Origin of the sequence: Bradyrhizobium sp. (assembly GCF_030646015.1) — a bacterium.
Classification (GTDB): domain Bacteria; phylum Pseudomonadota; class Alphaproteobacteria; order Rhizobiales; family Xanthobacteraceae; genus Bradyrhizobium.
Window position 1 is genome coordinate 12,505 of sequence record NZ_JAUSLT010000091.1, and the last position, 26,271, is coordinate 38,775.

Annotated in this window: 26 protein-coding genes; 9 read left to right on the forward strand and 17 right to left on the reverse strand. The window is 63.1% G+C overall.

Features of this window, described 5'->3' with window-relative positions; genetic code table 11:
* Positions 1–263: 263 nt before the first annotated feature.
* Together ppk2 and Q7T45_RS14640 are read left to right on the forward strand one after the other, a co-directional pair.
* Positions 264–1,310, forward strand: coding sequence for a polyphosphate kinase 2 (gene ppk2 / locus Q7T45_RS14635; RefSeq protein ID WP_304871683.1), 1,047 nt, complete (start codon positions 264–266; stop codon positions 1,308–1,310).
* Between the two features lie 442 nt (positions 1,311–1,752).
* Positions 1,753–2,769: a TerC family protein gene (locus tag Q7T45_RS14640; protein WP_304871662.1), complete on the forward strand. Its 1,017-nt coding sequence runs from the start codon at positions 1,753–1,755 to the stop codon at positions 2,767–2,769.
* 264 nt (positions 2,770–3,033) lie between these two features.
* On the opposite strand, the gene Q7T45_RS14645 is transcribed toward Q7T45_RS14640, so the two are convergent.
* On the reverse strand, positions 3,034–3,882 hold the full coding sequence (locus Q7T45_RS14645; protein WP_304871663.1) for a universal stress protein: 849 nt from the start codon (positions 3,880–3,882) through the stop codon (positions 3,034–3,036).
* Between the two features lie 274 nt (positions 3,883–4,156).
* Positions 4,157–4,453, reverse strand: coding sequence for an ATPase inhibitor subunit zeta (locus tag Q7T45_RS14650; protein ID WP_304871664.1), 297 nt, complete (start codon positions 4,451–4,453; stop codon positions 4,157–4,159).
* Positions 4,454–4,908: 455 nt separating this feature from the next.
* Here Q7T45_RS14650 and Q7T45_RS14655 point away from each other — a divergent pair, with 455 nt between their 5' ends.
* The 4 genes from Q7T45_RS14655 (at position 4,909) to Q7T45_RS14670 (ending at position 10,576) form a co-directional block, all read left to right on the forward strand.
* Positions 4,909–5,136: a hypothetical protein gene (locus Q7T45_RS14655; RefSeq protein WP_304871665.1), complete on the forward strand. Its 228-nt coding sequence runs from the start codon at positions 4,909–4,911 to the stop codon at positions 5,134–5,136.
* A 20-nt stretch (positions 5,137–5,156) separates the two neighbouring features.
* The gene (locus Q7T45_RS14660; protein ID WP_304871666.1) at positions 5,157–6,302 is read left to right on the forward strand and encodes an efflux RND transporter periplasmic adaptor subunit; all 1,146 of its coding nucleotides are present in this window, start codon (positions 5,157–5,159) and stop codon (positions 6,300–6,302) included.
* A 3-nt stretch (positions 6,303–6,305) separates the two neighbouring features.
* A complete protein-coding gene (locus tag Q7T45_RS14665) occupies positions 6,306–9,539 on the forward strand; it encodes an efflux RND transporter permease subunit (RefSeq protein WP_304871667.1) in 3,234 nt (1,077 codons plus the stop codon).
* Positions 9,540–9,733: 194 nt separating this feature from the next.
* Positions 9,734–10,576: a LysR substrate-binding domain-containing protein gene (locus Q7T45_RS14670; RefSeq protein WP_304871668.1), complete on the forward strand. Its 843-nt coding sequence runs from the start codon at positions 9,734–9,736 to the stop codon at positions 10,574–10,576.
* 45 nt (positions 10,577–10,621) lie between these two features.
* Here the strand turns inward: Q7T45_RS14670 and Q7T45_RS14675 are convergent, their stop codons facing one another.
* Both Q7T45_RS14675 and Q7T45_RS14680 read right to left on the reverse strand, forming a co-directional pair.
* Positions 10,622–10,939: a hypothetical protein gene (locus Q7T45_RS14675; RefSeq protein WP_304871669.1), complete on the reverse strand. Its 318-nt coding sequence runs from the start codon at positions 10,937–10,939 to the stop codon at positions 10,622–10,624.
* Positions 10,940–10,982: 43 nt separating this feature from the next.
* Positions 10,983–12,182: an RluA family pseudouridine synthase gene (locus tag Q7T45_RS14680; protein ID WP_304871670.1), complete on the reverse strand. Its 1,200-nt coding sequence runs from the start codon at positions 12,180–12,182 to the stop codon at positions 10,983–10,985.
* A gap of 128 nt (positions 12,183–12,310) precedes the next feature.
* On the opposite strand from Q7T45_RS14680, the gene Q7T45_RS14685 reads away from it, so the two are divergent.
* Complete coding sequence (locus Q7T45_RS14685; protein ID WP_304871671.1) at positions 12,311–13,255, forward strand: alpha/beta hydrolase; 945 nt, start codon at positions 12,311–12,313, stop codon at positions 13,253–13,255.
* 4 nt (positions 13,256–13,259) lie between these two features.
* Here the strand turns inward: Q7T45_RS14685 and Q7T45_RS14690 are convergent, their stop codons facing one another.
* Entirely contained in the window at positions 13,260–13,958 is a 699-nt protein-coding gene (locus tag Q7T45_RS14690) for a tetratricopeptide repeat protein (RefSeq protein ID WP_304871672.1), read from the reverse strand.
* Positions 13,959–14,038: 80 nt separating this feature from the next.
* On the opposite strand from Q7T45_RS14690, the gene Q7T45_RS14695 reads away from it, so the two are divergent.
* On the forward strand, positions 14,039–14,386 hold the full coding sequence (locus tag Q7T45_RS14695) for a hypothetical protein (RefSeq protein ID WP_304871673.1): 348 nt from the start codon (positions 14,039–14,041) through the stop codon (positions 14,384–14,386).
* Between the two features lie 3 nt (positions 14,387–14,389).
* Here the strand turns inward: Q7T45_RS14695 and Q7T45_RS14700 are convergent, their stop codons facing one another.
* Both Q7T45_RS14700 and Q7T45_RS14705 read right to left on the reverse strand, forming a co-directional pair.
* Entirely contained in the window at positions 14,390–15,724 is a 1,335-nt protein-coding gene (locus tag Q7T45_RS14700) for a replication-associated recombination protein A (protein ID WP_304871674.1), read from the reverse strand.
* On the reverse strand, positions 15,721–17,100 hold the full coding sequence (locus Q7T45_RS14705) for a DegQ family serine endoprotease (RefSeq protein ID WP_370691277.1): 1,380 nt from the start codon (positions 17,098–17,100) through the stop codon (positions 15,721–15,723). Before Q7T45_RS14705 ends, Q7T45_RS14700 begins: the two co-directional genes overlap by 4 nt.
* A gap of 247 nt (positions 17,101–17,347) precedes the next feature.
* Between Q7T45_RS14705 and Q7T45_RS14710 the strand changes: the two genes are divergently transcribed.
* A complete protein-coding gene (locus Q7T45_RS14710) occupies positions 17,348–18,361 on the forward strand; it encodes a zinc-binding alcohol dehydrogenase family protein (RefSeq protein ID WP_304871676.1) in 1,014 nt (337 codons plus the stop codon).
* Between the two features lie 124 nt (positions 18,362–18,485).
* Here the strand turns inward: Q7T45_RS14710 and hisC are convergent, their stop codons facing one another.
* The 10 genes from hisC to rpsE form a co-directional block, all read right to left on the reverse strand.
* Entirely contained in the window at positions 18,486–19,550 is a 1,065-nt protein-coding gene (gene hisC / locus Q7T45_RS14715; protein WP_304871677.1) for a histidinol-phosphate transaminase, read from the reverse strand.
* A 185-nt stretch (positions 19,551–19,735) separates the two neighbouring features.
* On the reverse strand, positions 19,736–20,152 hold the full coding sequence (gene rplQ, locus Q7T45_RS14720) for a 50S ribosomal protein L17 (protein ID WP_304743640.1): 417 nt from the start codon (positions 20,150–20,152) through the stop codon (positions 19,736–19,738).
* A gap of 122 nt (positions 20,153–20,274) precedes the next feature.
* Positions 20,275–21,306 (reverse strand): DNA-directed RNA polymerase subunit alpha, encoded by a 1,032-nt coding sequence (locus Q7T45_RS14725; protein ID WP_304743642.1) that lies wholly within the window; start codon positions 21,304–21,306, stop codon positions 20,275–20,277.
* A gap of 98 nt (positions 21,307–21,404) precedes the next feature.
* A complete protein-coding gene (rpsK, locus tag Q7T45_RS14730) occupies positions 21,405–21,794 on the reverse strand; it encodes a 30S ribosomal protein S11 (protein ID WP_007603045.1) in 390 nt (129 codons plus the stop codon).
* A gap of 134 nt (positions 21,795–21,928) precedes the next feature.
* A complete protein-coding gene (gene rpsM / locus Q7T45_RS14735; RefSeq protein ID WP_304743644.1) occupies positions 21,929–22,297 on the reverse strand; it encodes a 30S ribosomal protein S13 in 369 nt (122 codons plus the stop codon).
* Positions 22,298–22,478: 181 nt separating this feature from the next.
* Positions 22,479–23,396, reverse strand: coding sequence for an adenylate kinase (locus Q7T45_RS14740; RefSeq protein WP_304871678.1), 918 nt, complete (start codon positions 23,394–23,396; stop codon positions 22,479–22,481).
* Between the two features lie 127 nt (positions 23,397–23,523).
* Entirely contained in the window at positions 23,524–24,855 is a 1,332-nt protein-coding gene (gene secY / locus Q7T45_RS14745; RefSeq protein ID WP_304871679.1) for a preprotein translocase subunit SecY, read from the reverse strand.
* Positions 24,856–25,005: 150 nt separating this feature from the next.
* Entirely contained in the window at positions 25,006–25,494 is a 489-nt protein-coding gene (rplO, locus tag Q7T45_RS14750; RefSeq protein ID WP_304871680.1) for a 50S ribosomal protein L15, read from the reverse strand.
* A 116-nt stretch (positions 25,495–25,610) separates the two neighbouring features.
* Positions 25,611–25,805, reverse strand: coding sequence for a 50S ribosomal protein L30 (gene rpmD / locus Q7T45_RS14755; RefSeq protein ID WP_304871681.1), 195 nt, complete (start codon positions 25,803–25,805; stop codon positions 25,611–25,613).
* Between the two features lie 38 nt (positions 25,806–25,843).
* Positions 25,844–26,271: 30S ribosomal protein S5 (rpsE, locus tag Q7T45_RS14760; RefSeq protein ID WP_304871682.1), on the reverse strand; the 428-nt coding region annotated here is incomplete at its 5' end.

Here is a 26,271-nt window from a genome sequence, read left to right on the forward strand (position 1 = left end):
GAGCAGGTCGATAGAGTCGGCGAGCTGGAGAACACAAGCGGGTTTGGGAGCAGAGAGTGCGCGATCAAGTCGGAGATACAGACAGCAAGGTTGCCGGCCGCAAGAACAAGTCGCCGGCGCGCGGCAAGGTCGGTAGAGTCGCGAAGCCCCTGAATGCTCTTGTAAAGCAGGGCGACATAGCGCCCACGCTTACCACTGATGACATACAGAAGTTCGCTGTCGAGCAGGCGACGAAAGGCAAGCAGGAGGCAGCGGTCGCGGCCATCGAGGCGATCCGGCACGGTCCACCAGAACTCGCACCGGACAGCGAGCCAATAAAAGCGATATTGGCCGGCGCAGCGCCGGATGACGCGGCACGCCTACGATCCGCATTGGAGGAGTCCAAGCATGCGGAGGCTGGCACCGAGAGTCCTTCCGCGCCCGATGGGACCAGACCGGCGGTTCCCCTGCGCGACCACAGTCAGCGCCGCACTAGCGACGAACTCGCCGACGACTGGCGGCGCGGCTATCCCTACAAGTTCAAGATGCTGCGGCGTGACTATGAGGATCAGAAATTCGTCCTGCAAACGGAGCTGCTAAAGCTGCAGGCATGGATGAAGGCCACGCAGCAGAGACTCATCCTTCTGTTCGAGGGCAGGGACGCGGCTGGCAAGGGCGGCGCGATCAAAAGGGTCATGGAGCATCTCAATCCGCGTGGCGCGCGGGTGGTGGCTCTCGAGAAGCCGAGCGAGGTCGAACGCGGACAATGGTATTTCCAGCGCTACGTCCAGCATCTGCCGACCGCCGGCGAGATAGTGCTGTTTGATCGTAGCTGGTATAACCGCGCCGGCGTCGAGCATGTGATGGGCTTCTGCTCGCAAGCGGAGTATGAAGAGTTCCTGCGTCAGGTGCCGGAGTTCGAACGCAACCTCGTTCGCAGCGGGATCCACCTCGTGAAGTTCTGGTTTTCGGTGAGCCGCGAAGAGCAGCGCCGACGTTTCAAGGAGCGGGAGGTGCACCCGCTCAAGCAGTGGAAGCTATCGCCGGTCGATCTCGCCTCGCTCGACAAATGGGACGATTACACCCGCGCGAAGGAGGCTATGTTCTTTCACACTGATACCGCTGATTCGCCTTGGACAGTGGTAAAGTCGGATGACAAGAAGCGCGCTAGGCTCAACGCCATGCGTTACGTGTTACATGCCATGCCCTACAAAGATAAGGACGCCGAACGCATCGGTCCGGTGGACGACCTCCTGGTAGGCCGCGCCAATATTATTCACGAGCGCGACGAGCATGACCTCGCGGCTGGGCGATATGCGAGGCAAATGTAGGCGATGCGCGAAAGGCCTCGCAGGTGGCATTGATATGAAATGCCGTGAATGCGGTCATCGGCTAGAGTAACGGCCTGTATGCGACGTGGGGCAGTTCAATAACGCACAAAGTTAAACGTCACCCCAAACGCGAAGTACTCGCTGCGAGCAGAAGTCTTGTGCTTTGAACCAGACATTGTCGGCGTCGCGCTTTCAGGCATCGGGTGGCCCCCAAGTTTTTCAGAGACCTTATGACCGAGGACGGCGAAAACGCCACGGCGCGCGACACCCTGCCGGGCGGCGCGCAATAAGGGGATAGTGGCGTCACCCGTTATGGTTGGGACGTTTCGCTTGGCGGAGTCCGGGTGGCATGACGCGGTCGCCGATGGGGGCCGAGTGGCAAAGCTGGGAATATTAAGTCGGCGCATACGTCGGAATTCGGCGAGCACACTTGGAGGACTCGATGATGGGAGAGACCGTTTGGGCGTGGCTCGGCTTCAACCTGTTCGTCTTGGCTTTGCTTGCTCTTGATCTCGGCGTCCTTCACCGGAAGGAACGCGAGATTAAGATCGGCGAAGCCTTGTGGCTAAGCCTCTTCTATATCGTTTTGGCGCTACTCTTCGCCGGTGGCCTCTTCTGGATCCGCGGAGAGCAGGCCGGCGTCGAGTTCCTGACCGGCTATCTCATCGAGAAATCGCTTAGCGTCGATAACATCTTCGTCATCGTCCTCATCTTCACCTACTTCGCCGTTCCGGCACAGTATCAGCACCGGGTGCTGTTCTGGGGCATTCTCGGCGCGCTGGTCATGCGCGGCATCCTGATCTTCGCTGGGGTACAGTTGATTGACAAGTTCGCGTGGATGGCCGTCGTGTTCGGCGCCTTCCTGATTGTCACCGGCGTGAAGATGCTGCTGGTCGCCGATGCTGAGCCCGATATCAATAACAACGTAGTTCTCAAGCTCCTGCGACTGCGCTTGCGCGTGACCGAGAGCTACGAAGGCAAGCGCTTCTTCGTGCGGCGCAACGGCGCGCTGTTCGCGACGCCGCTCTTCCTTGTCCTCATGATGGTCGAGTTCACCGACCTCGTGTTCGCGGTCGACTCGATCCCGGCGATCATCGCCGTATCACGGGATCCATTCATCATCTATACTGCGAACGTGTTCGCCATCCTCGGCCTGCGTGCGCTTTACTTCGCGCTCGCTAGGATCGTGCCGCGTTTCATCTACCTTAAGTACGCGTTGTCGTTGATCCTCGTCGTGGTCGGCGGCAAGATGATCGCCAACTATTTCTATGGCGAAAAATTCATCCCGACGGAGCTGGCGCTTCTCATTACTGCGGTACTGATCGGGGGCTCGATCGCCCTTTCGCTGCTGCGTACTCGTGGCGCTATGCCGGCCGAGCCCGCGGCGTTACCCACAGGCTGGGTGCCTGGCAGCCCGGCGCAACGGGCGACCGAAAGGTCCAAAGGTAAGCCGAAGTAGCGGGTCACACCTCGCAGATGCTGTCACGGAGCCGCCGCACCGGCCCGACCAATCACCGTAGGATCGCCACGTAAATTCTCGCTCCTGCGATCACGGCGAGCCCGTAGAGGAGGAGCGGACCAACCGTAAGCGAGCGCCGCAGGGCGACGTGCGCTGGATCGTCGTCCATCGTCATCGCAAGGTGCTCGCGCGGGATCGGCAAGTCATGGCGACTCAGTGGACATCCTGATCGCGACGAGCGACGGACTTCCTCTGGAGGGCCAATCAATGTGAGAGCAATATCGGGAGCGGCGGTTGAGCAATCATGCTCTTGGTTGCCCCTCCCATAATGAAATCTCGCACACGCGAGTGACCATAGGCCCCCATAACGAGAAGATCGGCGTTCCGCGAGGCAACACAAGACCTGAGGACATCTCCAATAGCACGACCCTCGGCGTCGACGGTGTCCAGGGCGACCTGAACGCCATGGCGCGCCAGATGCTTCGCCAGCTCGGCGCCGGACCGCGGCGTTTCAATTACTTTCTCGTTTGTAATTGTGATGACGGTTACGCGCTTCGCTTTTTGCAGAATCGGAGTGGCATCTGCCACGGCCCGGGACGCAGGCCGACTGAAATCCCAAGCGATAAGCACCGTATCTAGGGCAAAAGAATCAGCGCGTCTTCGTGGTTGTGGAATAATAAGTGTGGGGCGTCCGGAACCGAAAATTATCGCCTCGGCGCACCATTGCTCAACATTGTCGCCCTCCGGAAGAGGTACGATTGTCAGGTCTCGGAGACGGGCATATTCGACAAGCAGTTCGGGGACCTCCGGCTTCAAGCACCGATCCAGTATTCGATCTTGGAAGACCCCCTGCTTCTCCGCGGCATCTCGGAAGGCGGTTAGAAGGCTCTCCGCATTTGTCGCGCTCTTTCTGGACTCAGCAGCGGCCATCGCTTGAATATCCATCACCATATCGGCCAAGAAACTTCCAGGAGCTCGAATTTCGACCGCACAAGCAATGGCCGAAATCTGGGCCCCAACAGCAGATGCGAACGCGATCGCTTCCTCTACCGCGGACACCGGTGTGGGGTCCGGATAGGTCGTGAGTGCGAGAAGGACATCCTTGACAGCCATCGGGTTCCCCAATCTGCATATGCAATCGCGAACAAATCGCAGTATCGACTTCCCGGGCCACATCGAGGTTGATCTGCCTCAACGCAAGGCCCTTTCTAGTCAAACAAGCTTTTGAAGTTGCTTCTTCGGAGCGGTAGGGTGGATTTTATGAGAGGTCCTCCGCCGTCCGACCTCGAAGATTCAGACGTCAATTCTCGAGTCGTTGTCGTCGCTGCGTATTATCACCTCTGCCAACTGTCTGAAATCGTCCATCTTCGACAGCGACTGATAGAAGCTACAGACTGGCTCGCAGCGCCATCTCCCGAAAACAGGTGCGCAATCCCCGGTCGCTCATCGGGTTTCCGCAGCAAGCCAGGTCGGCGGCAACTTTCGCGATCACGTCATCATGACCTGGAATTCGGTGATCAGCCAAGTGAATCGAGAGAGCGTAAGTCTCCAGCGCGTCGCCCTCCAGTCCTGCATGCCTTCCAGCCCATAGCCCGAAGAGCACGCTTCTGCGAGCGATCTCGCCTTCACGCGTGTCTTCATCAATCCGTTCCGCGCCGCTACTTGTGTCAAAATGCGGTGTCATCGTAATCGGCCTTCCTTCATTTTGGCCTGCCACTTCGGATCGCACCCTTGATAGAGGCGCGTCCGAACGAACGCCAATTGGATTGCTCAATGCTGTCCATTGAGGGTCCGACGGGCTGCCCGACGGTACGCCGAGGCCTTCATCGGGCAGATCTGAGCCCTCGGCCGGGCCCGCGCCAGGCCGCGAAGCTCATGCATCGGTTTTTCCAATGGAAAACAGCGGAAAAACTCGTTTCCCAAATCGAGCACCAAGAGAATAACTCCGTATCAGGTTGAGAGAGGAGCAAGCAGCTATGAAGACAAGCGTGCAGCCTATGGAAGTTCAATCGAAATTCATGAGGGAAGAACTTCGTCAGTATGAAATACCGGCGCGCGGCGGACCATCGAAGTTGATTGTCGTCGTGAAAAGGGATCGCCGTTCCAAACCGCCTGCGTCGAGCGAAGTTCAGGAGGCCGATGATCGTTGCTGAGGAGCAAGTATGGTTCGACCAAGCCGCCCGACCAACGCTTGTCAACCGGCCCGGCCCTGACCATCGCGTGCGGCGCGAGCACCTGCGCGCCGCATTGCCTTTACGCGAGCCTCTTGCATTGCAGGGGCTGCCTTTTACCTCGCGGATGAAGCAGCGACGGCAGTTTTGTTTCCAAAGCCTGGACGACAAGGCGGTTAACCAATCACGTCAGTAAACTGGACTCGGATTAGCACTATGACTGCGCTTATTACCTCGAAACGAATCGTCGCGTCGCTCCTGCTTTGCTGGTTGTCGCTGGGCAACGCTGCCTCGGTCAACGCGGGTCCTGTAGCCGATCAATCCAGCGACGTCGTGATCCCACTCGAGGAACGTGAGATCCGCACCGCCGGCATCGGGACTTCGCCGGTCGTACCGGAGCGCGGCGAGACCGAGTTGTCGCTGCCCGGCACGGTGGCGATCCCTCCCTCCCAGCTCCGCGTGGTCGCTGCGCCCGCGAACGGCCTGGTCGAGGCGGTGCTTGTCGCCACCGACGAAAACGTGACGGCCGGCCAGCCGATCGCGCGCTTGCGCTCGCCCGATCTGGTCGAGGCGCAGCGGCAATATCTGGCTGCGATGGCCGACGAGGCGCTGGCTGCGGACCGCCTGCGCCGCATCCGCTTTCTGTGGGAAAGCCGGGCGACGCCGGAGCGCGAATTGCGTGTCGTCGAAACGGAAGCCATCAATGCCAAGTCGCGTCTCGACGAGCGGGCCCAGATCCTAAGCCTGATGGAAATGTCCGATGCCGATATCGAGACGTTGCGCAGCTCACGGCGAATCCTGAGTTCGGTCACGGTGCACGCTCCGATCACGGGCACCGTCGTGCGGCGCGACGCCAGCCCCGGACAGCGCGTGGAGGCCGCGGCACCGGTGATCTCCCTCGCATCTCTCGAGCCGCTCTGGATCAACATCCAGGTGCCGGCCGCGCGCCTGCCGGCGCTCACAGCGGGTCAGACGGTTGTGATCCCGGCTTACGGCGTCCAGGGCCGCGTCGTCCGGATCGGCCGCACCGTCGATGCCTCGACGCAGTCCGCCATGGCGGTTGCCGAGATCGGCTCGGCCAATGGCGCGATCCGCCCGGGACTGGCGGTCCTGGCCACCATCCGCATCAGCCAGAATGGCGCAGCGCAATGGTCCGTACCCGCGACATCGATCGTACGTCACCGTGACCGGGCCTGGGTATTCGTGAAGGATCCCCAGGGATTTCGCGCGCGCCCTGTCCAGGTCATTTCGGAGACCGCGCGCAGCGCTTCGGTTCGGGGGGCTCTCGCCGCGGATGACGAGGTGGCCGATCGCGGCATCATCGCGCTGCTTTCGGAACTCGCGGCATTGGACAAGGACTAAGCCATGCTCTCCGGATTTGTCGACATCGCACTGAAGCAGCGACTCATCGTCTTTATCGCGGCGGTCGCGCTGGCGATCTGGGGTGCGACCGCCTACCAGAAGCTCTCGATTGACGCTTTTCCGGATGTCGCACCGGTTCAGGTACTCGTTTCGATGCAGGCGCCCGGCCTCACGCCCGAGGAACTCGAGAGCCGGGTCACGACTCCCATCGAGTTGGCCGCGCGTGGCATCCCTAATCTCGTGCGCATGCGATCGACGACACGATACGCGGTCGCGCTGCTGACCTTCGAGTTTGCCGACGGCACCGACATCTTCTGGGCTCGCGCGCAGGTGAATGAGCGCCTGCAGGAGGTGCGCGACCAGCTTCCCGCCGGCAGCGACGGCGGCCTCGCCCCGATCGTGACCCCCCTTGCCGAGATGGTGATGTTCACCATTGAATCGGAGACCATGTCAGCGCAGGAGAAGCGGTCGCTACTCGACTGGACAATCCGGCCGGCGCTGCGCGGCATTCCGGGTGTTGCCGACGTCAATGTGCTGGGCGGCCATGTGCGGACCTTCGAAGTAATCCCATCGGCCTCCGCGATGGCGGCACGCGGCATCACCACGCAAATGCTCGAAAAGGCTGTCGAGGTCAACAACCGAAATGACGGGGCCGGACGTATCCGAAATGGGGAGGAAGCGTTGCTGGTGCGCTCGGAAGGACGCATCAAGACGCTGGACGATATCCGCAACATCGTCGTGACGACACGCAACGGCGCGATCGTGCGGGTCAGCGACATTGCCGACGTGCGGTTCGGCTCGCTCGCCCGCAACGGCGTGGTAACGGCGGAGGCGACCGGTGAGGCCGTTTGGGGCATGGTGCTGGGTCTGCGTGGCGCCAATGCACGCACCGTCGTCGACGGCGTGAAGGCGCGCTTCGATGCACTTGGGCCGCAACTGCCCGAGGGCGCCCGCATCGTGATCTTCTACGACCGCAGCGAGCTGATCGGCAAGGCGGTCTGGACCGTGCAGAAGGTGCTGCTCGAGGCCATCGCGTTCGTCATCGTACTGCTGCTGCTGTTCCTGGGGAACCTCCGCTCGGCGCTGGTCGTTTCGCTGATCTTGCCGCTCGCGGTGTTGACGACCTTCGGTGTGATGCGCCTGTTCGGCTGGTCCGCCAACATCATGTCGCTGGGCGGACTGGCGATCGCGATCGGCTTGTTGGTCGATTGCGCCGTGGTTGTCGTGGAAAACGTCGAGCACCGCCTTTCCACCGTCGAGAAGCCCAATCTCGCGACGCGTCTGCGCCTGACGCTGGAGGCGACGCGTGAGGTCGCCATGCCGCTCATATCGGGCGTCGCCATCATCATCCTGGTGTTCATGCCGCTGCTCGCCTTGCAGGGTCTGGAGGGCCGGCTGTTCAGCCCGGTCGCGCTCACTATCGTGGTGGCCCTGATCGCCGCGCTGCTGCTCTCGCTGACCGTGGTTCCTGCGCTCTCGGCCTATTTGCTGCGCACCGGAGCGCATGCCGATCCGTGGCTGGTGCGCAAGCTGCACGCCGGCTACGATCCGTTGCTCGCCTATGTGATGCGGCGGCCTGCCGGCATGTTCGTGGCAGTCGCGATCGGCGTCGCGGCGGTCGCGGTCGTGTTCCCGCGGATCGGCAGCACGTTCATGCCGGTGATGGATGAGGGCACGCCCGTCATCACCATCAGGAAGTTTCCCACCATCTCGGTCGAAGAGGCAGCGCAGACCGATCAACGTATCCAGCAGGCGCTGAAGGCAGAAATTCCCGAGATCCGGCGGATCATTGCCCGGGCTGGCGCCGACGAACTCGGCATCGATCCGGTCGGCCTCAACGAGACCGACATGTTCATGACGCTGGCCCCGCGCAAGGAGTGGCGCGGCGGCGATATGCGCTGGTTCCTCGGCGAACTGCGCCGCGTGCTCGACGGCATTCCCGGCATCAGCTATGCGCTGACCCAACCGATCGACATGCGCGTCCAGGAGATGATTATCGGCGCGCGCGGCGACGTCGTCGTCAAGGTGTTCGGCGAGGACATCGCTACGCTTAACCGGGTGGCCCGCGACGTCGCTTCCGCGATTCGCTCGGTGCCGGGCGCGATCGACGTTTTCGCGCTTCGCAACGCCGGGATGCGCTACTTCACGGTGGCGGTGGACCGCGCCCAGGCGGGCCGCTTCGGGCTGAACGCCGAGGAGATACAGGAATCGCTGAGAGTCTGGGTCGACGGCCGGCGGCTCGGCATCGTGCTGGAGGGCCAGGTGAGAACGCCTCTGGTGGTCAGGGGCGAGGCGCGCCAACGCGCCTCCGCGGCCGACCTGGGACGGGTACCGATCGTGCTGCCGGGCGGCGGCACCATCGAACTGGCGCAGGTCGCCAATATCCGGATCGAGGACGGACCCATCCAGGTGATCCGCGAGGACGGCCAGCGCTTTTCGACCATCCTGGCCAATGTGCGCGGGCGCGATCTGGTCGGCTTCGTCGCCGACGCCAAGGCGGCATCGGCCCGGGTTGACCTCCCCAAGGGCTATTCGCTGGTGTGGGGCGGACAGTTCGAAAACCAGCAGCGGGCCGCGGCGCGTCTTTCGATCGTGGTGCCGATTGCACTCGCAGCCATCTTTCTGCTGCTCTATATGACATTCGGGTCACTCAGGCAGGCGGCGCTCGTCTTCGTCAACGTGCCATTCGCAACCATTGGCGGCGTCATCGCCCTGTGGGCTTCCGGCGAATTCCTTTCGGTGCCGGCCTCGGTCGGCTTCATCGCCTTGATGGGTATCGCGGTCCTGAACGGCGTCGTGCTCATATCCTACATCAACGAGGTGTGCGCGCGCGGTACGTTGCCTTTTCGCGAGGCGGTCATGGAAGGCGCGAGACGACGGCTGCGGCCCGTCACCCTGACGGCGTCGATCGCGGCGCTCGGCCTCGTGCCGTTCCTGTTTGCAGACGGACCGGGCGCCGAGATTCAGCGACCGCTTGCCATCGTGGTGATCGGTGGTCTGGTCACCGCGACGGCGCTGACGCTGCTGCTCGTTCCCATTCTCTATGACAGGCTGGCTCTCCCGCGCGCGGAGCGCCGTCGGCTGGCCGATTTATCCGGCGATACTCGACCACCACCGGAAGCCGCTGCCCTTGCTCGCCAGTCGGAGCCGCCGCAGACTGAAACGGTGCACAGCAACGGGCCCGTCAGGCCGCGCCCGGAAGCATCAATTCCATTCCAGGAGGCCAACCAGCATTGAAGTGACGGCAATCGAAGGCCTGACCAAACCGGTTCGTGGAAGCGTCGACCTGCTCGGGGATCTGCGCATGGTCGCGTCATACGGGACAAAAGCCCACCAAACCGTGGTAGTAGATAGGTGCGCGGTCCGATAGGCAGGCACCGCAGGTTGCAGGTTGCGCAGTGAGCACTCCCCTACCCCCATTCGACTTCGACTTGCTGCGGACGTTCGTCGCCGTCGTCGACAACGCCAGCTTTACGCGCGCCGCGGAAAGGGTCGGGCGCACCCAATCCACTGTAAGCCTGCAGATCAAGAAGCTCGAAGACGGTCTCGGACGGCGCGTATTCGAGCGGGATGGCCGTGATTTCCTCCTGACCCCCGTCGGAGAGATCCTGCTGAACTACGCGAGACAACTGCTGCACCTCGCCGACGAAGCACGCTCCCGCATACTGGAGCCCGATGTCGAAGGCAGCGTTCGCCTCGGAACTCCCGAAGATTTTGCCACCGTCTACCTGCCGGACGTTTTGGCGCAGTTCGCGCGCGCACATCCGCGCGTAGCTCTCGAGGTTAACTGCACCTTCAGTTTCAGCCTGCTCGAAGGGTTTTCAAAAGGTGAATATGACCTGATCATGGTGAAGCGCGAACCTCAGGGGCCGGCAGGCGGAATACCGGTGTGGCGCGACGTGCTGGTTTGGGTGACCAGCCCCAAACTCGTGTTGGAAGCTAATCAGCCTCTGCCGCTGGTGCTGGCGCCCGCGCCCGATGTCTATCGCAAGCGCGCGCTTGCCGCGCTGAATGCCGACAGGCGTGCTTGGCGAATTTCGTATACCAGTCCGAGCAGCGAGGGGCTGCAGGCTGCGGTGCGCGCCGGACTGGGCGTGACAGTGATGTCAAAGGACATGGTACCGGAAGGCCTGATGCTGGTGGGGGTCGAACATCACCTGCCCCAGTTGCCCGATGCCGAGATAGCATTGTACCGGGCTCCCGGAGCCTTGACTCCGGCTGCCCAGCTCCTGTCCGAGCACATTATCCATTCGCTTGAATCAAAGCGGCGTTAGCTTGCCGGTGTCTTGCGGACAGCGAATCCCGGGAAATGTCCCGGACTACCGATTGGCGCAGGCGCGCGAATAGGCCGAGCGTTCGCTGGGGCCGAGCCCCGCGGCGGCGCCGTCTTCGAGGCACTTGCTGATGCGGTCGCCGAACGAACCGCGCGGCAGCCCCTGGACCTGCGGCACTGGCAGCGTCGCGTCCATTTTCGGGATCGCCGGTACCTCGATCTTCGGGGGCGGCGGCGGCGGAGGCAGCGGCGGGTTGAATTGCGAGCCGCCCGGCGGAATGGCTTGCGCGGAGGCGGTACTCGCCGCCATCAGCGTCCACAGCACCGCGCCCATCAGGATCGACGATCTCTTCATCGATCCCATGTCGTGATCCGCCGCATCGCCTGCAAGAATGCCGCAAGCAAAATTATTCTTCCGGCGCGTTCTCGATCGGATCGAAGCGGTCGGCCTCGAGACCCAGCAGGTTCCACGATTGCAGCATGTGTGGCGGCAGCGGCGCCGTGACGTCGATGGTGCCGCCGCGCGGATGCGGAATTGTGATCCGGCGCGCCAGGAGGTGCAGCCGCTTCTGCAGGCCGCCCGGCAGTTCCCAGTTTTCCTTGTTGAAATATTTGGGATCGCCGATGATGGCGTGGCCGATATGCGCCATGTGAGCGCGTAACTGATGGGTCCGCCCGGTGACGGGCTTCAGCGACACCCAGGCGAGTTTTTGCGCCGAGGTCTCGACCACCGCGTAATAGGTCACGGCGTGGCTGGCGCCCTCGTCGCCATGCTTGGCGATCACCATGATGGTGTCATCCTCGCTCTCTTCCTTGGCGAGGTAGGTCGAGATGCGGCCCTGCTTCGGCTTCGGCACGCCCGCCACCAGCGCCCAGTAGACTTTTCGCGCCGAGCGATGGCGGAACGATCCGGTGAGCGCGGCCGCGGCAAAGCGCGTCTTGGCGATCAACAGGCAGCCCGCGGTTTCCTTGTCGAGCCGGTGCACCAGCCGCGGCTTCTGCCCCTTGGCGTCGCGCATCACTTCCAGCATGTCATCGACATTGCGCGTGATGCCGGAGCCGCCCTGCACCGCGAGCCCCGCGGGCTTGTTCAGCACCATGACGTCGGCGTCCTCGAACAGGATCATGTCCTTCAGCGCCTGCAGCGTCTTGGTCGCGGCCTCCGAGAGGCTGCCGACGACCTTGGCCGCATCGAGCTTGAGCGGCGGAATCCGGATGCTCTGTCCCTCCTCGATGCGATCCTTGCTGTCGGCGCGCTTGCCGTTGACGCGCAGCTCGCCTTTGCGGACGATGCGCTGGATGTGGGAGAACGAGAGGCCGGGAAAACGCGCTTCCAGAAAGCGGTCGACCCGCATGTTGTTCTCGTCCGCCGTGACCACCACGGTCTGCACCTTGGTCGGCAACGGCGCCGGCTCGGGCACGATCTTCTCGGGCTCCGGAATGAACGGCGCCGGTCTTGGCGCACGCGGCGCCGAGGCGGCGAACCGCGCGGACGGCTTGCCACCCGGACGCGCCGGCGGCCGCTCGGCGGCCGAGCCACGATACGGACGCGCACCCTTCGGGCGATCGCCCCGGGGTTTCAGTGGCTTCTTGACGCGACGGCTCATGATTCAGCGGCTCCGGATTAGGCCGTTGGGTAGCGCAAAAGCAGCGAATCGTCACGGCGAAATCGGGTAAAACTAGGTATCGGATCGGCCATGCTTGTCAAAACAGGCCCAAACGAGGAGCTACCGTGATGCTGCTACCGAAACCGGCCCTGGTCGTTGTTGCAGCCATGATCGCAAGCGCGGCGTGGACGCAGGAAAGCCCGATGCCGGCGGAGATCGCCGCCAAACTGCTGGAAATGGGCCGCGTCATCGACCCGCCGAAGACCGTGGCGCTGTATGCGCCGTTGCAGCAGAAGGAGCCGTATCCGGGCCTCAGGATCGAGCGCGACGTCAAATACGACGCCGCCGACCGCAACCTGCTCGATATTTTCACGCCGGAGGCGGCCGCATCTCCCCGGCCGGTGCTGATCTTCGTCCATGGCGGCGCGTTCGTCGGCGGCAACAAGCGAACGACGCCGACCAGTCCGTTCTATGACAACATCATGCTGTGGGCGGCGAAGAGCGGCTTTATCGGCGTCAATGTCACCTATCGCCTCGCCCCGCAGGCGCCCTGGCCGGCGGGGGCCCAGGATCTCGCCAGCGCGGTCCGATGGATCTCGCACAAGATCGGCGAACGCGGCGGCGATCCCGCGCGCATCTATCTGATGGGACATTCCGCCGGCGCGGTTCACGTCTCGAGCTATGTATCGCATCCCGAGTTTCACGAGGTGAAGGGCGGCGGCCTCGCCGGCGCGATCATGATCTCGGGCATTTACGACATCACCGCGATGCCGCTTGCCGAAACCCAGATCGCTTACTTCGGCACCGATCCGGCGCGCTATGCCGAACGCTCCTCGCTGGCGGGGCTGGCGACAACCGACATCCCGCTGATGCTGGCTGCCGCCGAACTGGACCCGGAGGGCTTCGTGCTGCAATTCGATCGGATGAAGCAAGCGACGTGCAAACGCACGGCCGGATGCGCACGGGCGGTGCTGCTGCCGCAGCACAGTCACATGTCGGAGGTGTATTCGATCAACTCCGCGGATACCCGCCTGAGCGATCAGATTCTTGATTTCGTCAAAACGGGAAAATAGCCGCTCACTTGCATTGCGCGCTGCTGCGCACGGCAGTCAGGTCGGTATTGGCGTTGCCGGAAGGGCGTTGCTTGACGGCTTCGTCCGCCGCGGCACAGGCCGCCGCGGCGTCGCCGTTCTGCAGCCGGGCCCAGGCCAGATTGGTCCAGGCGTCGCGGAAATCCGGGGTGTCCTTGACGGCCTGCTCCAGCACCTCCTGCGCCTCGCGCGGCCGCCTGGCGATCAAGAGCATCTTGCCGTAATCGGCGTTGAGCGACTTCAGCGGATTGGGCTGCTTGCGCGCGACCCTGAACATCTCGTCGGCGAAATCATTGTCGCGGAAGCGCATTTGAGCGATCACGGCGAAGCCGTGATAAACGCCGCTCTGTTCGGGCGCCAGCAGCCAGGCCTGATTGAACCTCTGGGCGGCTTCGCTGGCGTTGCCCTTGGTTACGGCTCTCCAGCCGCGTTTGGTGGTTTCCTCAAAAGCCTTCTCCCGCGTTCCCACGGCCTCCAGCATCGCCTTGACGAATTTTTCATCCGCGGCCTGTTGCGCCGAATCCTTCACGGCAAATCCGAAGAACGGCTGCTCGTGGCTCGGTCCGGAATAGGTTTTCTTCGTCACCTGCACGCCCGGCGCCACCTCGACGGTTTCGGCAGACGCTGCGCCAGCCAAAAACAGCAGAGCGCAGGTGACTGCAAGCAGCCCGACCAACGAACGCAAGCCTTTGCAATGCGAGGCTGTGGGGCGATCGCCGGACCAGCGATACCTTTTCAGCGGTCTGTTCGCGCGGAGGCTCATGATTGTTTCGGTTCCTGACCAAGCCGTTGGGTAGCGCAAAAGCCGCGCATGGTCACGGTGAAATCGGTATGAATTCAGGCCCGCCGCCACCCCCTGAAAGCGGGAGCGGAACCATCTGCCGCAGGTCCGCCCAGGTTAAAAGCTGCTATATCGACCACATGAAAGTCGAAGACCTCGCCGAAGCTGTTGCCAAGCTGCCGCCGGATGAACTCGCGCGCTTCCGCCGCTGGTTCAGCGCATTCGAGGCAGGCCGCCCCGACCATGCCGCCGAGATCGACTCCACGGCGACGAAGCTCGGCCGTTTCGCCGGCCGCGCCCTTGCGGAACTGAAAAAGCGCACGAAGGACTGAGCCCTAGCTCCCGCCCCGTTCCCGGCGCAGCTTTGCCCAGTAATCCAGCCGCTTCCTGATCTCGCGTTCAAACCCACGATCCGGCGGATCGTAGAAGGTCTGGTGGCCCAGCGCGTCCGGGAAATATTCCTGGCCGGAGAACGCCTCCGGCGTGTCGTGGTCGTATTGATAGCCGCCGCCATAGCCTTCCGACTTCATCAGCTTGGTCGGCGAATTCAGGATGTGCTTTGGCGGCAGCAATGAGCCGCCCTCCTTCGCCACCCGCATCGCGGCGCCGAAGGCCTTGTAGGCGGCGTTGGATTTTGGTGCGGTGGCGAGATAGATCACGGCCTGCGCGATCGCCAGTTCGCCTTCAGGAGATCCCAGGAAGTCATAGGCATCCTTGGCGGCGTTGCAGACCGCCAGCGCCTGCGGATCGGCCAGGCCAATGTCCTCCACCGCCATGCGGACGACGCGGCGGGCCAGGAACAGCGGGTCTTCGCCGGCATCCATCATGCGGCAGAGATAATAGAGTGCAGCATCCGGATCGGAACCGCGCACCGATTTATGCAGCGCCGAGATCAGATTGTAGTGGCCGTCGGCCGATTTGTCGTAGATCGGGGCGCGGCGCTGCAGGATGTCCTGCAGCTGCACGGCATTGAAGATCTCGTTCTCGCGCGCGGCGCGCCAGACCTCTTCGGCGAGCGTGAGCGAGGCGCGGCCGTCGCCGTCGGCCATCCGCACCAGCACGGCGCGCGCTTCTGCGTCGAGCGGCAGTTTCTTGCCTTCGATCTTCTCGGCATGCGCGAACAGTTTCTCGATCGCCGCGGCATCGAGCGACTGGAACACCAGCACACGCGCGCGCGACAGCAGCGCGGCGTTGAGTTCGAACGAGGGATTTTCGGTGGTGGCGCCGACCAGCACCACGGTGCCGTCTTCCATGACAGGCAGAAACGAATCCTGCTGCGCGCGATTGAACCGGTGCACCTCGTCGACGAACAACAGCGTGCCCTTGCCCATCTCGCGCCGGGCGCGGGCGGCATCGAATACTTTCTTCAGGTCGGCGACGCCGGAAAACACAGCCGATATCTGCTCGAAATGCAGTTCGGTGGCATCCGCCAGCAGCCGCGCCACGGTGGTCTTGCCGGTGCCGGGCGGTCCCCAGAACACCAGCGAACCCAGCGTCCGCGTCGCCAGCATCCGCGTCAGCGCGCCGTCGGGCCCGAGGATATGATCCTGTCCGACCACATCGGACAGCACGGCGGGGCGCAGCCGGTCCGGCAACGGACGCGGCGCATCCTGCTCCATCCCTGCGGCAGCAAACAGGTTGGTGCTTTCGCGTGGGCGCTTTCCGGTCATCCGCCGAGCGTAACGTTGATCTGCTGGCCGCCCCGCACCACGATGATGCGCCAGAGCCGCGCGGACTCGCGCGTCGCTTTTTCGAGATCGCTGGTCCTGGCGATCTTCTGGTTGTTGACGGCGAGGATGATGTCGCCCTTCTGGAAACCGACGCTGGCGGCGGTCGCGCCATCGGCGAGTTCAGTCACCACCACGCCCTTGGTGTCGGCATCGATGCGCAATTCGTCGGCCACCGCCGGCGAGATGTTGGCGACCCTGGCGCCCTGGAACGGCGAGCGCGAGGTCAGGACGATCTCGTCGCGGCCGGTATCGGGCGCGGTTTCGAGTGGCACCGTCAGCTTCACGGTCTTGCCGGCGCGCTGCACGTCGATCTGCGCGGTGCCGCCGAGCGGACGGGTGGCGAAGCGATAATCAAAACCGTTGGGATCGTCGACGGTCTGGCCGTCGATCGCGACCACCAGATCGGACAGTTTCAGCCCTGCCCGCGCCGCCGGGCTGCCCGCCGTGACATTGGCGACCAGCGCGCCGGAGGGAACGCGAAGCCCCAGCGTCTCGGCGATCTCCGGGGTCACCGCCTGCAAGCGGGCGCCGAGCCACGGCCGCTTCACCGCCTTGCCGCCGCTCTTGGCGGAGGCGACGACGACCCGGACCATGTTGGCGGGAATCGCAAAGCCGATGCCCTGCGAACCGCCGGAACGCGAGAAGATCGCGGTGTTGACGCCCGCAAGCTTGCCGGTCATGTCGACCAGCGCGCCGCCGGAATTGCCGGGATTGATGGCGGCGTCGGTCTGGATGAAGAACTGGTAGTCGGTGATACCGACTTGCGTCCGCGCCAGCGCGGAGATGATGCCGTGGGTGACGGTCTGCCCGACGCCGAAGGGATTGCCGATCGCCAGCACGACGTCGCCGACCAGCAACTCGTCCGAATTGGCAAAGTCGAGCGTCGCAAATTTCTCCTTGCCGTCCTTGATCCGCAGCACCGCAAGATCGGTGCGGCTGTCCTTGAGCACGATCTCGGCCTCGAATTCGCGCTTGTCGGAGAGCGAGATCTTGACCTGGTCGGCGCCTTCGATGACGTGGTTGTTGGTCACGACCAGACCGGACGAATCCACCATGACGCCCGATCCCAGCGAGCGCTGCATCTGTTCCGGCTGCTGGCCGGGCACGCCGAAGAAGCGGCGGAAGATCGGATCGTCGAGCAATGGATTGCGGTTCTGCACCACCTTGGCGGCGTAGACGTTGACCACCGCCGGCTGCACCCGCTGCACGATCGGCGCGTAGGACAGCCGCAGTTCCACGGGCGAAGTCGGCACGCGGCGGTCCTGCGACATCGCCGGGCTGGCCGCGGCCGCAAGGGCCAGCAACGCCGTGATCATACGAACAGCAAACATGAAAAAATTCCCTGGGAATGGATGGTTCGAATATAGGCGTCCCGGCCCGCGAATAGAAGCGATTGCAAGGCTCTATCTGCAAGGCTTGATCGGCCGGTTATGGCCCGATTCGGCGGACACAATGCGCTGATCCGAGCGCGTTTTTCGTCCAAACCTTGCAATTTCGCTCCTGAAACAGCAGGTAATGCCGGGAACACCGGCGTATGCCGCCGGCGACAAGGAGAACCGCCCAATGAAGGCCGTCGGATACCAGAAATCGCTTCCCATCGAGGACGCCAGTTCGCTGATCGATTTCGAGGCGACCAAACCGGAGCCGAAAGGTCGCGACATCCGCGTCTCCGTGAAGGCGATTTCGGCCAATCCGGTCGATTACAAGGTGCGCAAGCGCGCCGCACCCCCGGCGGGCGAAACCAAGATTTTGGGATACGACGCCGCCGGGATCGTTGACGCCGTCGGCCCCGACGTCACGCTGTTCAAGCCCGGCGACGAGGTGTTCTATGCCGGCTCGATCCTGCGCCAGGGCACCAATTCAGAATTCCATCTGGTCGACGAACGCATCGTCGGACGCAAGCCGAAGTCGCTTTCCTTCGCGCAAGCAGCCGCCCTGCCCCTGACCTCGATCACCGCATGGGAATTGCTGTTCGACCGGCTGGGCGTCGTGCCCGGCAAGAGCGTCGATCCGCGCACGCTCCTGATCATGGGCGGCGCCGGCGGCGTTGGTTCGATCCTGATCCAGCTCGCGCGCCGCCTTACCGGCCTCACCGTCGTCGCCACTGCGTCGCGCCCGGAATCGCAAAAATGGTGTCTCGATCTCGGCGCCCACGCGGTGATCGACCACGCCAAGCCGATGAAGGAACAAATCGAAAAACTGAAGGTGCCGCCGGTGGCGCTGATCGCAAGCCTCACCAATACCGAACAGCACTACAAGGCATTGGCCGACATCATCGCGCCGCAGGGCAAATTCGGCCTGATCGACGATCCCCAGGAATTCACTTTCAGCGTGTTCAAGGGCAAGGCGGTCTCGGTGCACTGGGAGTCGATGTTCACGCGCTCATCGTTCCAGACGCCCGACATGATCGGCCAGCATCATTTGCTCAACGACGTCGCCGATTTGATCGACAAGGGTGTGCTGCGCACCACGCTCGACCAGGCGTTCGGCACCATCAACGCCGCCAATCTCAAGCGCGCGCATGCGCTCCTGGAGTCCGGCAAATCGCGCGGCAAGATCGTGCTGGAGGGGTGGTAGTTCGTAGGGTGGGCAAAGGCGCACTCTTCGCGCCGTGCCCACCATCTATCGTCCGCGTTCACTTGAAATTGATGGTGGGCACGCCATTGGTACGCGCGATGCGCGCCCAATGGCTTTGCCCACCCTACGGATTACCCAGGATGTCCGACAGCTCCGACAACAGCCGGTCGATTTGTTCGTCGGTGCCCACGGTGATCCGCAGATAATCCGAGATACGAGCCGCCGAAAAATGACGGACGATTACCGCGCGCTGGCGCAGCGCGGCGGCCAGTGCTGCGCCCTCATGCGCCGGATGCCGTGCGAAGACGAAATTGGCGGCGGACGGCAGCACGTCGAAGCCAAGCCTGTGCAGGCCGCGGTTGAGCCGCTCGCGGCCTTCGATCACGCCGATACGGCTCTGTTGAAACCAGGCCTCGTCTTCCAGCGAGGCGATGGCGCCGGCCTGGGCCGGCCGGCCCAGCGGATAGGAGTTGAAACTGTCCTTCACCCGGTTCAGCGCCTCGATCAGGTCGGCGTCGCCGATCGCGTAGCCGACCCGTAAGCCGGCCAGCGCCCGCGACTTGGACATGGTTTGAACGACCAGGAGGTTCGGGTGCGAGGCGACCAGCGGAATGGCGGTCTCGGCGCCGAAATCGACATAGGCCTCGTCGATGACAACGGGAACGTCGGGATGCTGCGCCAGCAGGGCAGCGATCTCGGCCCGTGACAGCGCAACGCCCGTCGGCGCATTCGGATTGGGGATGATGATCGCGCCGGCCGGCCGCAGGTAGTCGGCAACGCGGATGTGCATGGCCGCATCGAGCGGCACGGCCTCGTACGTGATGCCGAACAGTCGGCAATAAACGGGATAGAAACTGTAGGTGATGTCGGGGAAGAGCAACGGCGCATCATGCTTCAGCAGGGCGGCAAAGGCGTGCGCCAGCACCTCGTCCGAGCCGTTGCCGACGAACACCTGCTCAGGTCGAACCTGGTGGTAGGTGGCCAAGGCAGCCCGCAGCGCTGACGCCTGCGGGTCCGGATACAGCCGCAGCGCGTCAGTCGCCTCGCCGCGGATCGCTTCCAGCACGCGCGGGGAAGGACCCAATGGATTCTCATTGGTGTTGAGCTTGACCAATTCCGCCATGCGCGGCTGTTCGCCCGGGACATAGGGCCGGAGGTCATGCGTCAAACTGCTCCAGAATCGGCTCATTTTTCTGTCCAGATCCCTGCGATCCTACGTCGCCACCACCACGCCCTCAACCAAAAACAGGTCGCGGTCGAACGCCCTGCGCTGCAAGTCGAGCGCCACGGCATATTGCGGCGGCGATGCCCGACAGGTGCCCAACAAAAAAGCGGCGCCGAAGCGCCGCTTTAAAAACCCGATTTGGCAGAAGCTTACGCCGCTTCGGCGGACTTTTCCTGCACCGGGCCGGAGTCGAGGCCCTTGGCGTCGACGTCGCGGTCGACGAATTCGATCACGGCCATCGGAGCGTTGTCGCCGTAGCGGAAACCGGCCTTGATGATGCGGGTATAGCCGCCCTGGCGGTCCTTGTAGCGGGTCGCGATCACGTCGAACAGCTTGCGGACCTGGTCGAGGTCGCGCATCTCGGAGATCGCCTGGCGGCGCATCGAGAGGCCGCCCTTCTTGCCGAGCGTGACCAGCTTCTCGACGATCGGCCGCAATTCCTTGGCTTTCGGCAGCGTGGTGACGATCTGCTCGTGCTTGATCAGCGCGGCGCACATGTTGGCGAACATCGCTTTGCGATGCTCGGCGGTGCGGTTGAGCTTCCGATGAACCTTGCCGTGACGCATGTTGAATTCCTCAATACTCTTTCGGTCGCGACGGCTCGTCGGACACGTTGCTCAGGTGGGCCGCCTGCGTTCGCCCAAAATGCAATGGCCGGCGCTTTCGCCCGGCCACGACAATTATTCGATCAATAATGGTCTTCGAAGCGCTTGGCCAACTCGTCGATATTCTCCGGCGGCCAGCCGGGCACTTCCATGCCGAGATGCAGACCCATCTGGGCCAGCACTTCCTTGATCTCGTTCAGCGACTTGCGGCCGAAGTTCGGGGTACGGAGCATCTCCGCTTCCGACTTCTGCACGAGGTCGCCGATGTAGACGATGTTGTCGTTCTTCAGGCAGTTCGCCGAACGCACCGACAGTTCGAGTTCGTCGACCTTCTTGAGGAACGCCGGGTTGAACGCGAGATCGGGAATGATCTCCTGCGCCACTTCCTTGCGCGGCTCTTCGAAGTTCACGAACACGTTGAGCTGATCCTGCAGGATGCGCGCGGCATAGGCCACCGCATCATCGGGCGAGATCGCGCCGTTGGTCTCGATGGTCATGGTCAGCTTGTCGTAGTCGAGGATCTGGCCCTCGCGGGTGTTCTCGACCTTGTAGGAGACCTTGCGGACCGGAGAGAACAGGCTGTCGACCGGGATCAGGCCGATCGGCGCATCCTCGGGACGGTTGCGCTCGGCGGCGACGTAGCCCTTGCCGGCGGCGACCGTGAATTCCATGCGGATTTCGGCGCCTTCGTCCAGCGTGCAGATCTGCAGGTCGGGGTTGAGCACCACGACATCGCCGACGGTCTGGATGTCGCCGGCGGTGACGACGCCCGGGCCCTGCTTCTTCACGACCATGCGCTTGGGGCCTTCGCCCTGCATCTTGATCGAGATGTCCTTGATGTTGAGCACGATGTCGGTGACGTCCTCGCGAACGCCCGCGATCGAGGAGAACTCGTGCAGCACGCCGTCGATGTGCACCGACTGCACCGCAGCGCCCTGCAGCGAGGACAGCAGGATGCGGCGCAGCGCATTGCCGAGGGTCTGGCCGAAGCCGCGCTCGAGGGGTTCGGCGACCAGCGTCGCGAAACGATTCGCGTCGGTGCCCGGCGTTACCTGGAGCTTGTTCGGCCGAATGAGTTCTTGCCAATTTTTCTGGATCGTCACTGTTTCACCCATGCCGTCTACATCACTGGCGTTGGAGAACGCGGATCAGGCCGCGTCAAATACACTGCAAAGTTCGTCGCGGGGCGGCCATGCCGCCCGCGGTCGTCAAATCACACGCGCCGGCGCTTGCGCGGACGGCAGCCATTGTGCGGGATCGTGGTCACGTCGCGGATCGATGTGACGGTGAAGCCCGCCGCCTGCAGCGCGCGAAGCGCCGATTCACGGCCCGAACCCGGACCTGCAACTTCAACCTCCAGCGTGCGCATGCCGTGTTCCTGCGCCTTCTTGGAGACGTCTTCCGCCGCGACCTGCGCGGCGTAAGGGGTCGACTTGCGCGAGCCCTTGAAGCCCATCGTTCCGGCCGACGACCAGGCAATGGTGTTGCCCTGCGCGTCGGTGATGGTGATGGTCGTGTTGTTGAACGACGAGTTCACGTGCGCAACACCGGATGCAATGTTCTTGCGCTCACGGCGACGTACGCGGGTGGCTTCCTTGCCCATTCCAGAACCTTTCCTAAGATCTCAACGCCGCCGTAATGCCAGCGGCTACACCTCTGATGCGAATGGTGAGTAGCGAATGGCGAATAGTAAGGATCGGCCCCTACTCGCCATTCGCAATTCGCTATTCGCGAAAATTACTTCTTCTTGCCGGCGATCGACTTGGCCGGCCCCTTGCGCGTGCGCGCGTTGGTATGGGTGCGCTGGCCGCGCACCGGCAATCCGCGGCGATGACGAAGGCCGCGATAGCAGCCGAGATCCATCAGACGCTTGATGTTCATGCCGGTCTCGCGACGCAGGTCGCCTTCGACCAGATAGTCGCGGTCGATCACTTCACGGATCTGCAGCACTTCCTGATCGCTCAGCTGATTGACGCGACGATCTTCGGCAATCTTGACCTTCTCGATGATCTCGGCGGCGTTCTTCTGGCCGATACCATGGATGTACTGGAGCGCGATCAGAACGCGCTTGTTGGTCGGGATATTCACACCGGCAATACGGGCCACGCAGTCTCTCCTGTCGCCGATCCCTGGGACCGGCTGTGTTTTTAGCTATTCTGGGCGGGTGTCCACAAACGCGAACACGACGCCCGTCCCCTTGCTTGTCTCGGGGCCCGGCATCGTCTGGAAACAATCCGACTGGATACCGGGCTTATTAAAGGATTCAACTTGGTTTCGTCAACCGTCTCTAGCGTTTAGCTCGCCTTTTCGTGACCTTTTTGGCAGCTTTCCTGGCCTTGCCGACGGCGCGGGCCTTGGAACTGGCGGGCGCCTTGCGGACAGCCTTTTTGGCCGCCCTGGAGGCCGTTTTCCCGGCCTTCCGGGAGGCTTTGGCGGCTTTTTTGCCAGCCCCGGCCCCCTTGGCCGCCGATTTGGCGGCTTTTCCGGCGGCCGGCTTGGCGGCTTTCTTGACGGTCTTTTTGGCGCCGGTCTTCCTGGCGCCGGCTTTGGCGTCCGTTTTAGCCTTCCTGGCGGTTCGCTTGGCCGAATCCGCCTTCCTGGCGGCCTTGGCTTCGACCGCCCCGATCGCGGCAAGGATTCGGTTGATCTCGCGGGTCACCTCTTCGATGGGCATCATGCCATCGACCGTCAGAAGCTTGCGCTGCTCCGAATAGTAGAGAATCAGCGGCTCGGTCAGCGAACGGTAGCTCGCCAGCCGCTTCGCCAGCACTTCCGGCGTATCGTCGATTCGCACATCCTCGCCCCGCGCGCGCATCTCCGCCGCCCGGGTTTCGACCCGCTGCAGCAGCGCGCTCTCGTTGACGCGCAACTCCACCACGGCATCCAGCTTGATGTGCTTCTTCTTCAGGAGTTCATCGAGCGCCTCGGCCTGCGGCACCGTTCGCGGGAAGCCGTCGAGAATAAAGCCGTTCGCCGCATCCGGCTGATCGAGGCGATCGGAAATGATCCCGATCACGATCTCATCCGGCACCAGCCCGCCACTGGCCATGATGTCCTTGGCCTTGAGGCCTACCGCCGTCTCCGCCGCCACCGCGGCGCGCAGCATTTCACCGGTCGAGAGCTGGACGATGCCGTGCTTCTGAACCAGACGTAGTGCCTGGGTACCCTTGCCCGCCCCCGGCGGCCCGAGAAGAATCAGTCTCATACGTATTCGCCCCCCGGCTCGGTGAGCGGCCCGCCGCGCACCTTCGTTTCAAAATCCTGCCCAGCGCCAACTACGATCAGCGCGGAAGCGCGGACAGCGAAAGCGATGCAACGCGCGGCTTCGGACGTCAGCGGCGACGCCCCCTCAGCTTCGACTTTCTGATCAACCCTTCATATTGGTGGGCGAGCAGATAACCCTGCACCTGCGCTACCGTATCCATGGTCACGCTGACCACGATCAGGAGCGAGGTGCCGCCGAAGTAGAACGGCACCGAGGCGTAGGAGATCAGGATTTCGGGGATCAGGCAGACGATCGCGAGATAGGCAGCGCCCAGAACCGTGACGCGCGACAGCACGTAGTCGATGTATTCGGCGGTGCGTTCGCCCGGCCGGATGCCCGGGATGAAACCGCCATGCTTCTTGAGATTGTCGGCGGTCTCGGTCGGGTTGAACACGATCGCGGTGTAGAAGAACGCGAAGAACACGATCAGCGCCAGATAGCAGAACAGAAACAGCGGCCGGCCATGGCTGAGCTGCGTGTTCAGCCACTGAAACCATTCCGGCCCGCTGCCGGCATTGAAATTGGCAACCGTGGTCGGCAGCAGCAGCAGCGAGGACGCGAAGATCGGCGGAATCACGCCCGAGGTATTGAGCTTGAGCGGCAGATGCGAGGACTGGCCCTCGAACATCTTGTTGCCGACCTGGCGCTTCGGATACTGGATCAATAGCCGCCGCTGCGCGCGCTCCATGAACACGATGAAGGCGATCACGACCACCGACATGATGATGACGATCAGAATGAGCGGGGTGGACAGCGCGCCCTGGCGTCCCAGTTCCAGCATGCTGGCGAGCGCCGAGGGCAATTCGGCGACGATGCCGGCCAGAATGATCAGCGAGATGCCGTTGCCGATGCCGCGCGAGGTAATCTGCTCGCCGAGCCACATCAGGAACATGGTGCCGCCGGTGAGCGTGACCGAGGTCGAGATCAGGAAGAACATGCCGGGTTCGCTGACGACATTGCCGGCGCCCTGAAGGCCGATGGCGATGCCGTAGGACTGGAACGCGGCCAGGATCACCGTGAGATAGCGGGTGTACTGGTTCAGCGTCTTGCGGCCGGCCTCGCCTTCCTTCTTCAAGGCTTCGAGCTTCGGCGATACCGTGGTCAGCAGCTGGATGATAATCGATGCCGAGATGTACGGCATGATGTTCAGCGCAAAGATCGCCATGCGGTTGATGCCGCCGCCGGCGAACATGTTGAACATGCCGAGGATGCCGCCGGCCTGCGACTTGAACACCTGCTCCCAGATGTTGGGATCGATGCCGGGCAGCGGGATGTAGGTACCGAGCCGATAAACAAGCAGCGCACCCAGTGTGAACCAGATGCGCTTCTTCAGTTCTTCGGCTTTTCCGAGCGCCGAGAAGTTCAGGTTTGCCGCAAGTTGTTCCGCTGCTGAGACCATGTTTGGCTTTCTCCCGCGCCCCGTATGCCGTCATCCCTCCGAAGGAGGAACGTTCAGCAGACGCCGGACATCAATTTGGTGCTCGGCTTTCGAAAAATCTACCGTCTCGGCATGCCGGACCGCCCGCTGGCGCGGGCGATGACGCAGATGTTACGCCGCCTCGCCTTCGTCCTTCTTTGCCGGCGCCAGGATTTTCACCGTGCCGCCCGCCTTCTCGATCGCCGCGATGGCCGTCTTCGAAGCGCCGTGAACCTCAATGTTCAGCTTGGCCTTGATTTCGCCGCGGCCGAGCAGCCGCATGCCGGCCTTGGGACGCCGCACGACCTTGGCCTTGACCAGCGATTCGACCGTAATGGTCTCGTTGACGTCGATCAGCTTGGCGTCGATCGCGTCCTGCAGCCGGTCGAGATTGATCTCGGCGAAATCGAGCCGGAAGATGTTGTTGAAGCCGCGCTTCGGCAGGCGGCGATGGATCGGCATCTGGCCGCCTTCGAAGCCCTTGATGCGCACGCCCGAACGCGCGGTCTGGCCCTTGCCGCCGCGGCCCGCAGTCTTGCCCTTGCCTGAACCGATGCCCCGCCCGACCCGCATGCGCGCTTTGCGCGAGCCGGCTTTGTCGGCGATATCATTGAGTTTCATCGTTCGCTTCCTTCTTACCTGCCATCGTCCTGAGTTGGGCTTTAGCCCGGCCTCGAAGGGCGATGGTTGTCCTCCCCAGAGGGCCGCACTCGCGGCCGCCTCGGGACGACGTGAACTTATTTCTCGTCGACGACGCGGACGAGATGCTGAACCTTCGCGATCATGCCGCGAATTGCAGGGGTATCCTGCAGCTCGGTGACCCGGCCGATCTTGTTGAGGTTGAGGCCGATCAGCGTCGCGCGCTGCGAGTGATGGCGGCGGATCGCGCTGCCGGTCTGCTCGACCTTGATCATCTTTGCGGCCTTGGCCATGACAATAACTCCGAAAATCGCGTGAGACGCGCGTGTTGTTATTCGGCGACCACTTCGGCGTCGCCGCCGACACGGCGCGACTGCAGCGTGGACACCTTGATGTTGCGGCGCGCCGCAACCGAACGCGGCGAGTCCTGATGCTTCAGCGCGTCGAAGGTGGCGCGAACCATGTTGTAGGGGTTCGACGAACCGATCGACTTCGCCACCACGTCCTGGACGCCGAGGCTCTCGAACACCGCGCGCATCGGACCGCCCGCGATGATGCCGGTACCCGCCGGCGCCGCGCGCAGATAGACCCTGCCCGCGCCGTGACGGCCGGCGATGTCGTGATGCAGCGTGCGACCTTCGCGCAATGCGACGCGCGTCAGGTTGCGCTTGGCCGACTCGGTCGCCTTGCGGATCGCCTCGGGAACTTCGCGCGCCTTGCCGTGGCCGAATCCGACCCGGCCCTTTTGGTCGCCGATCA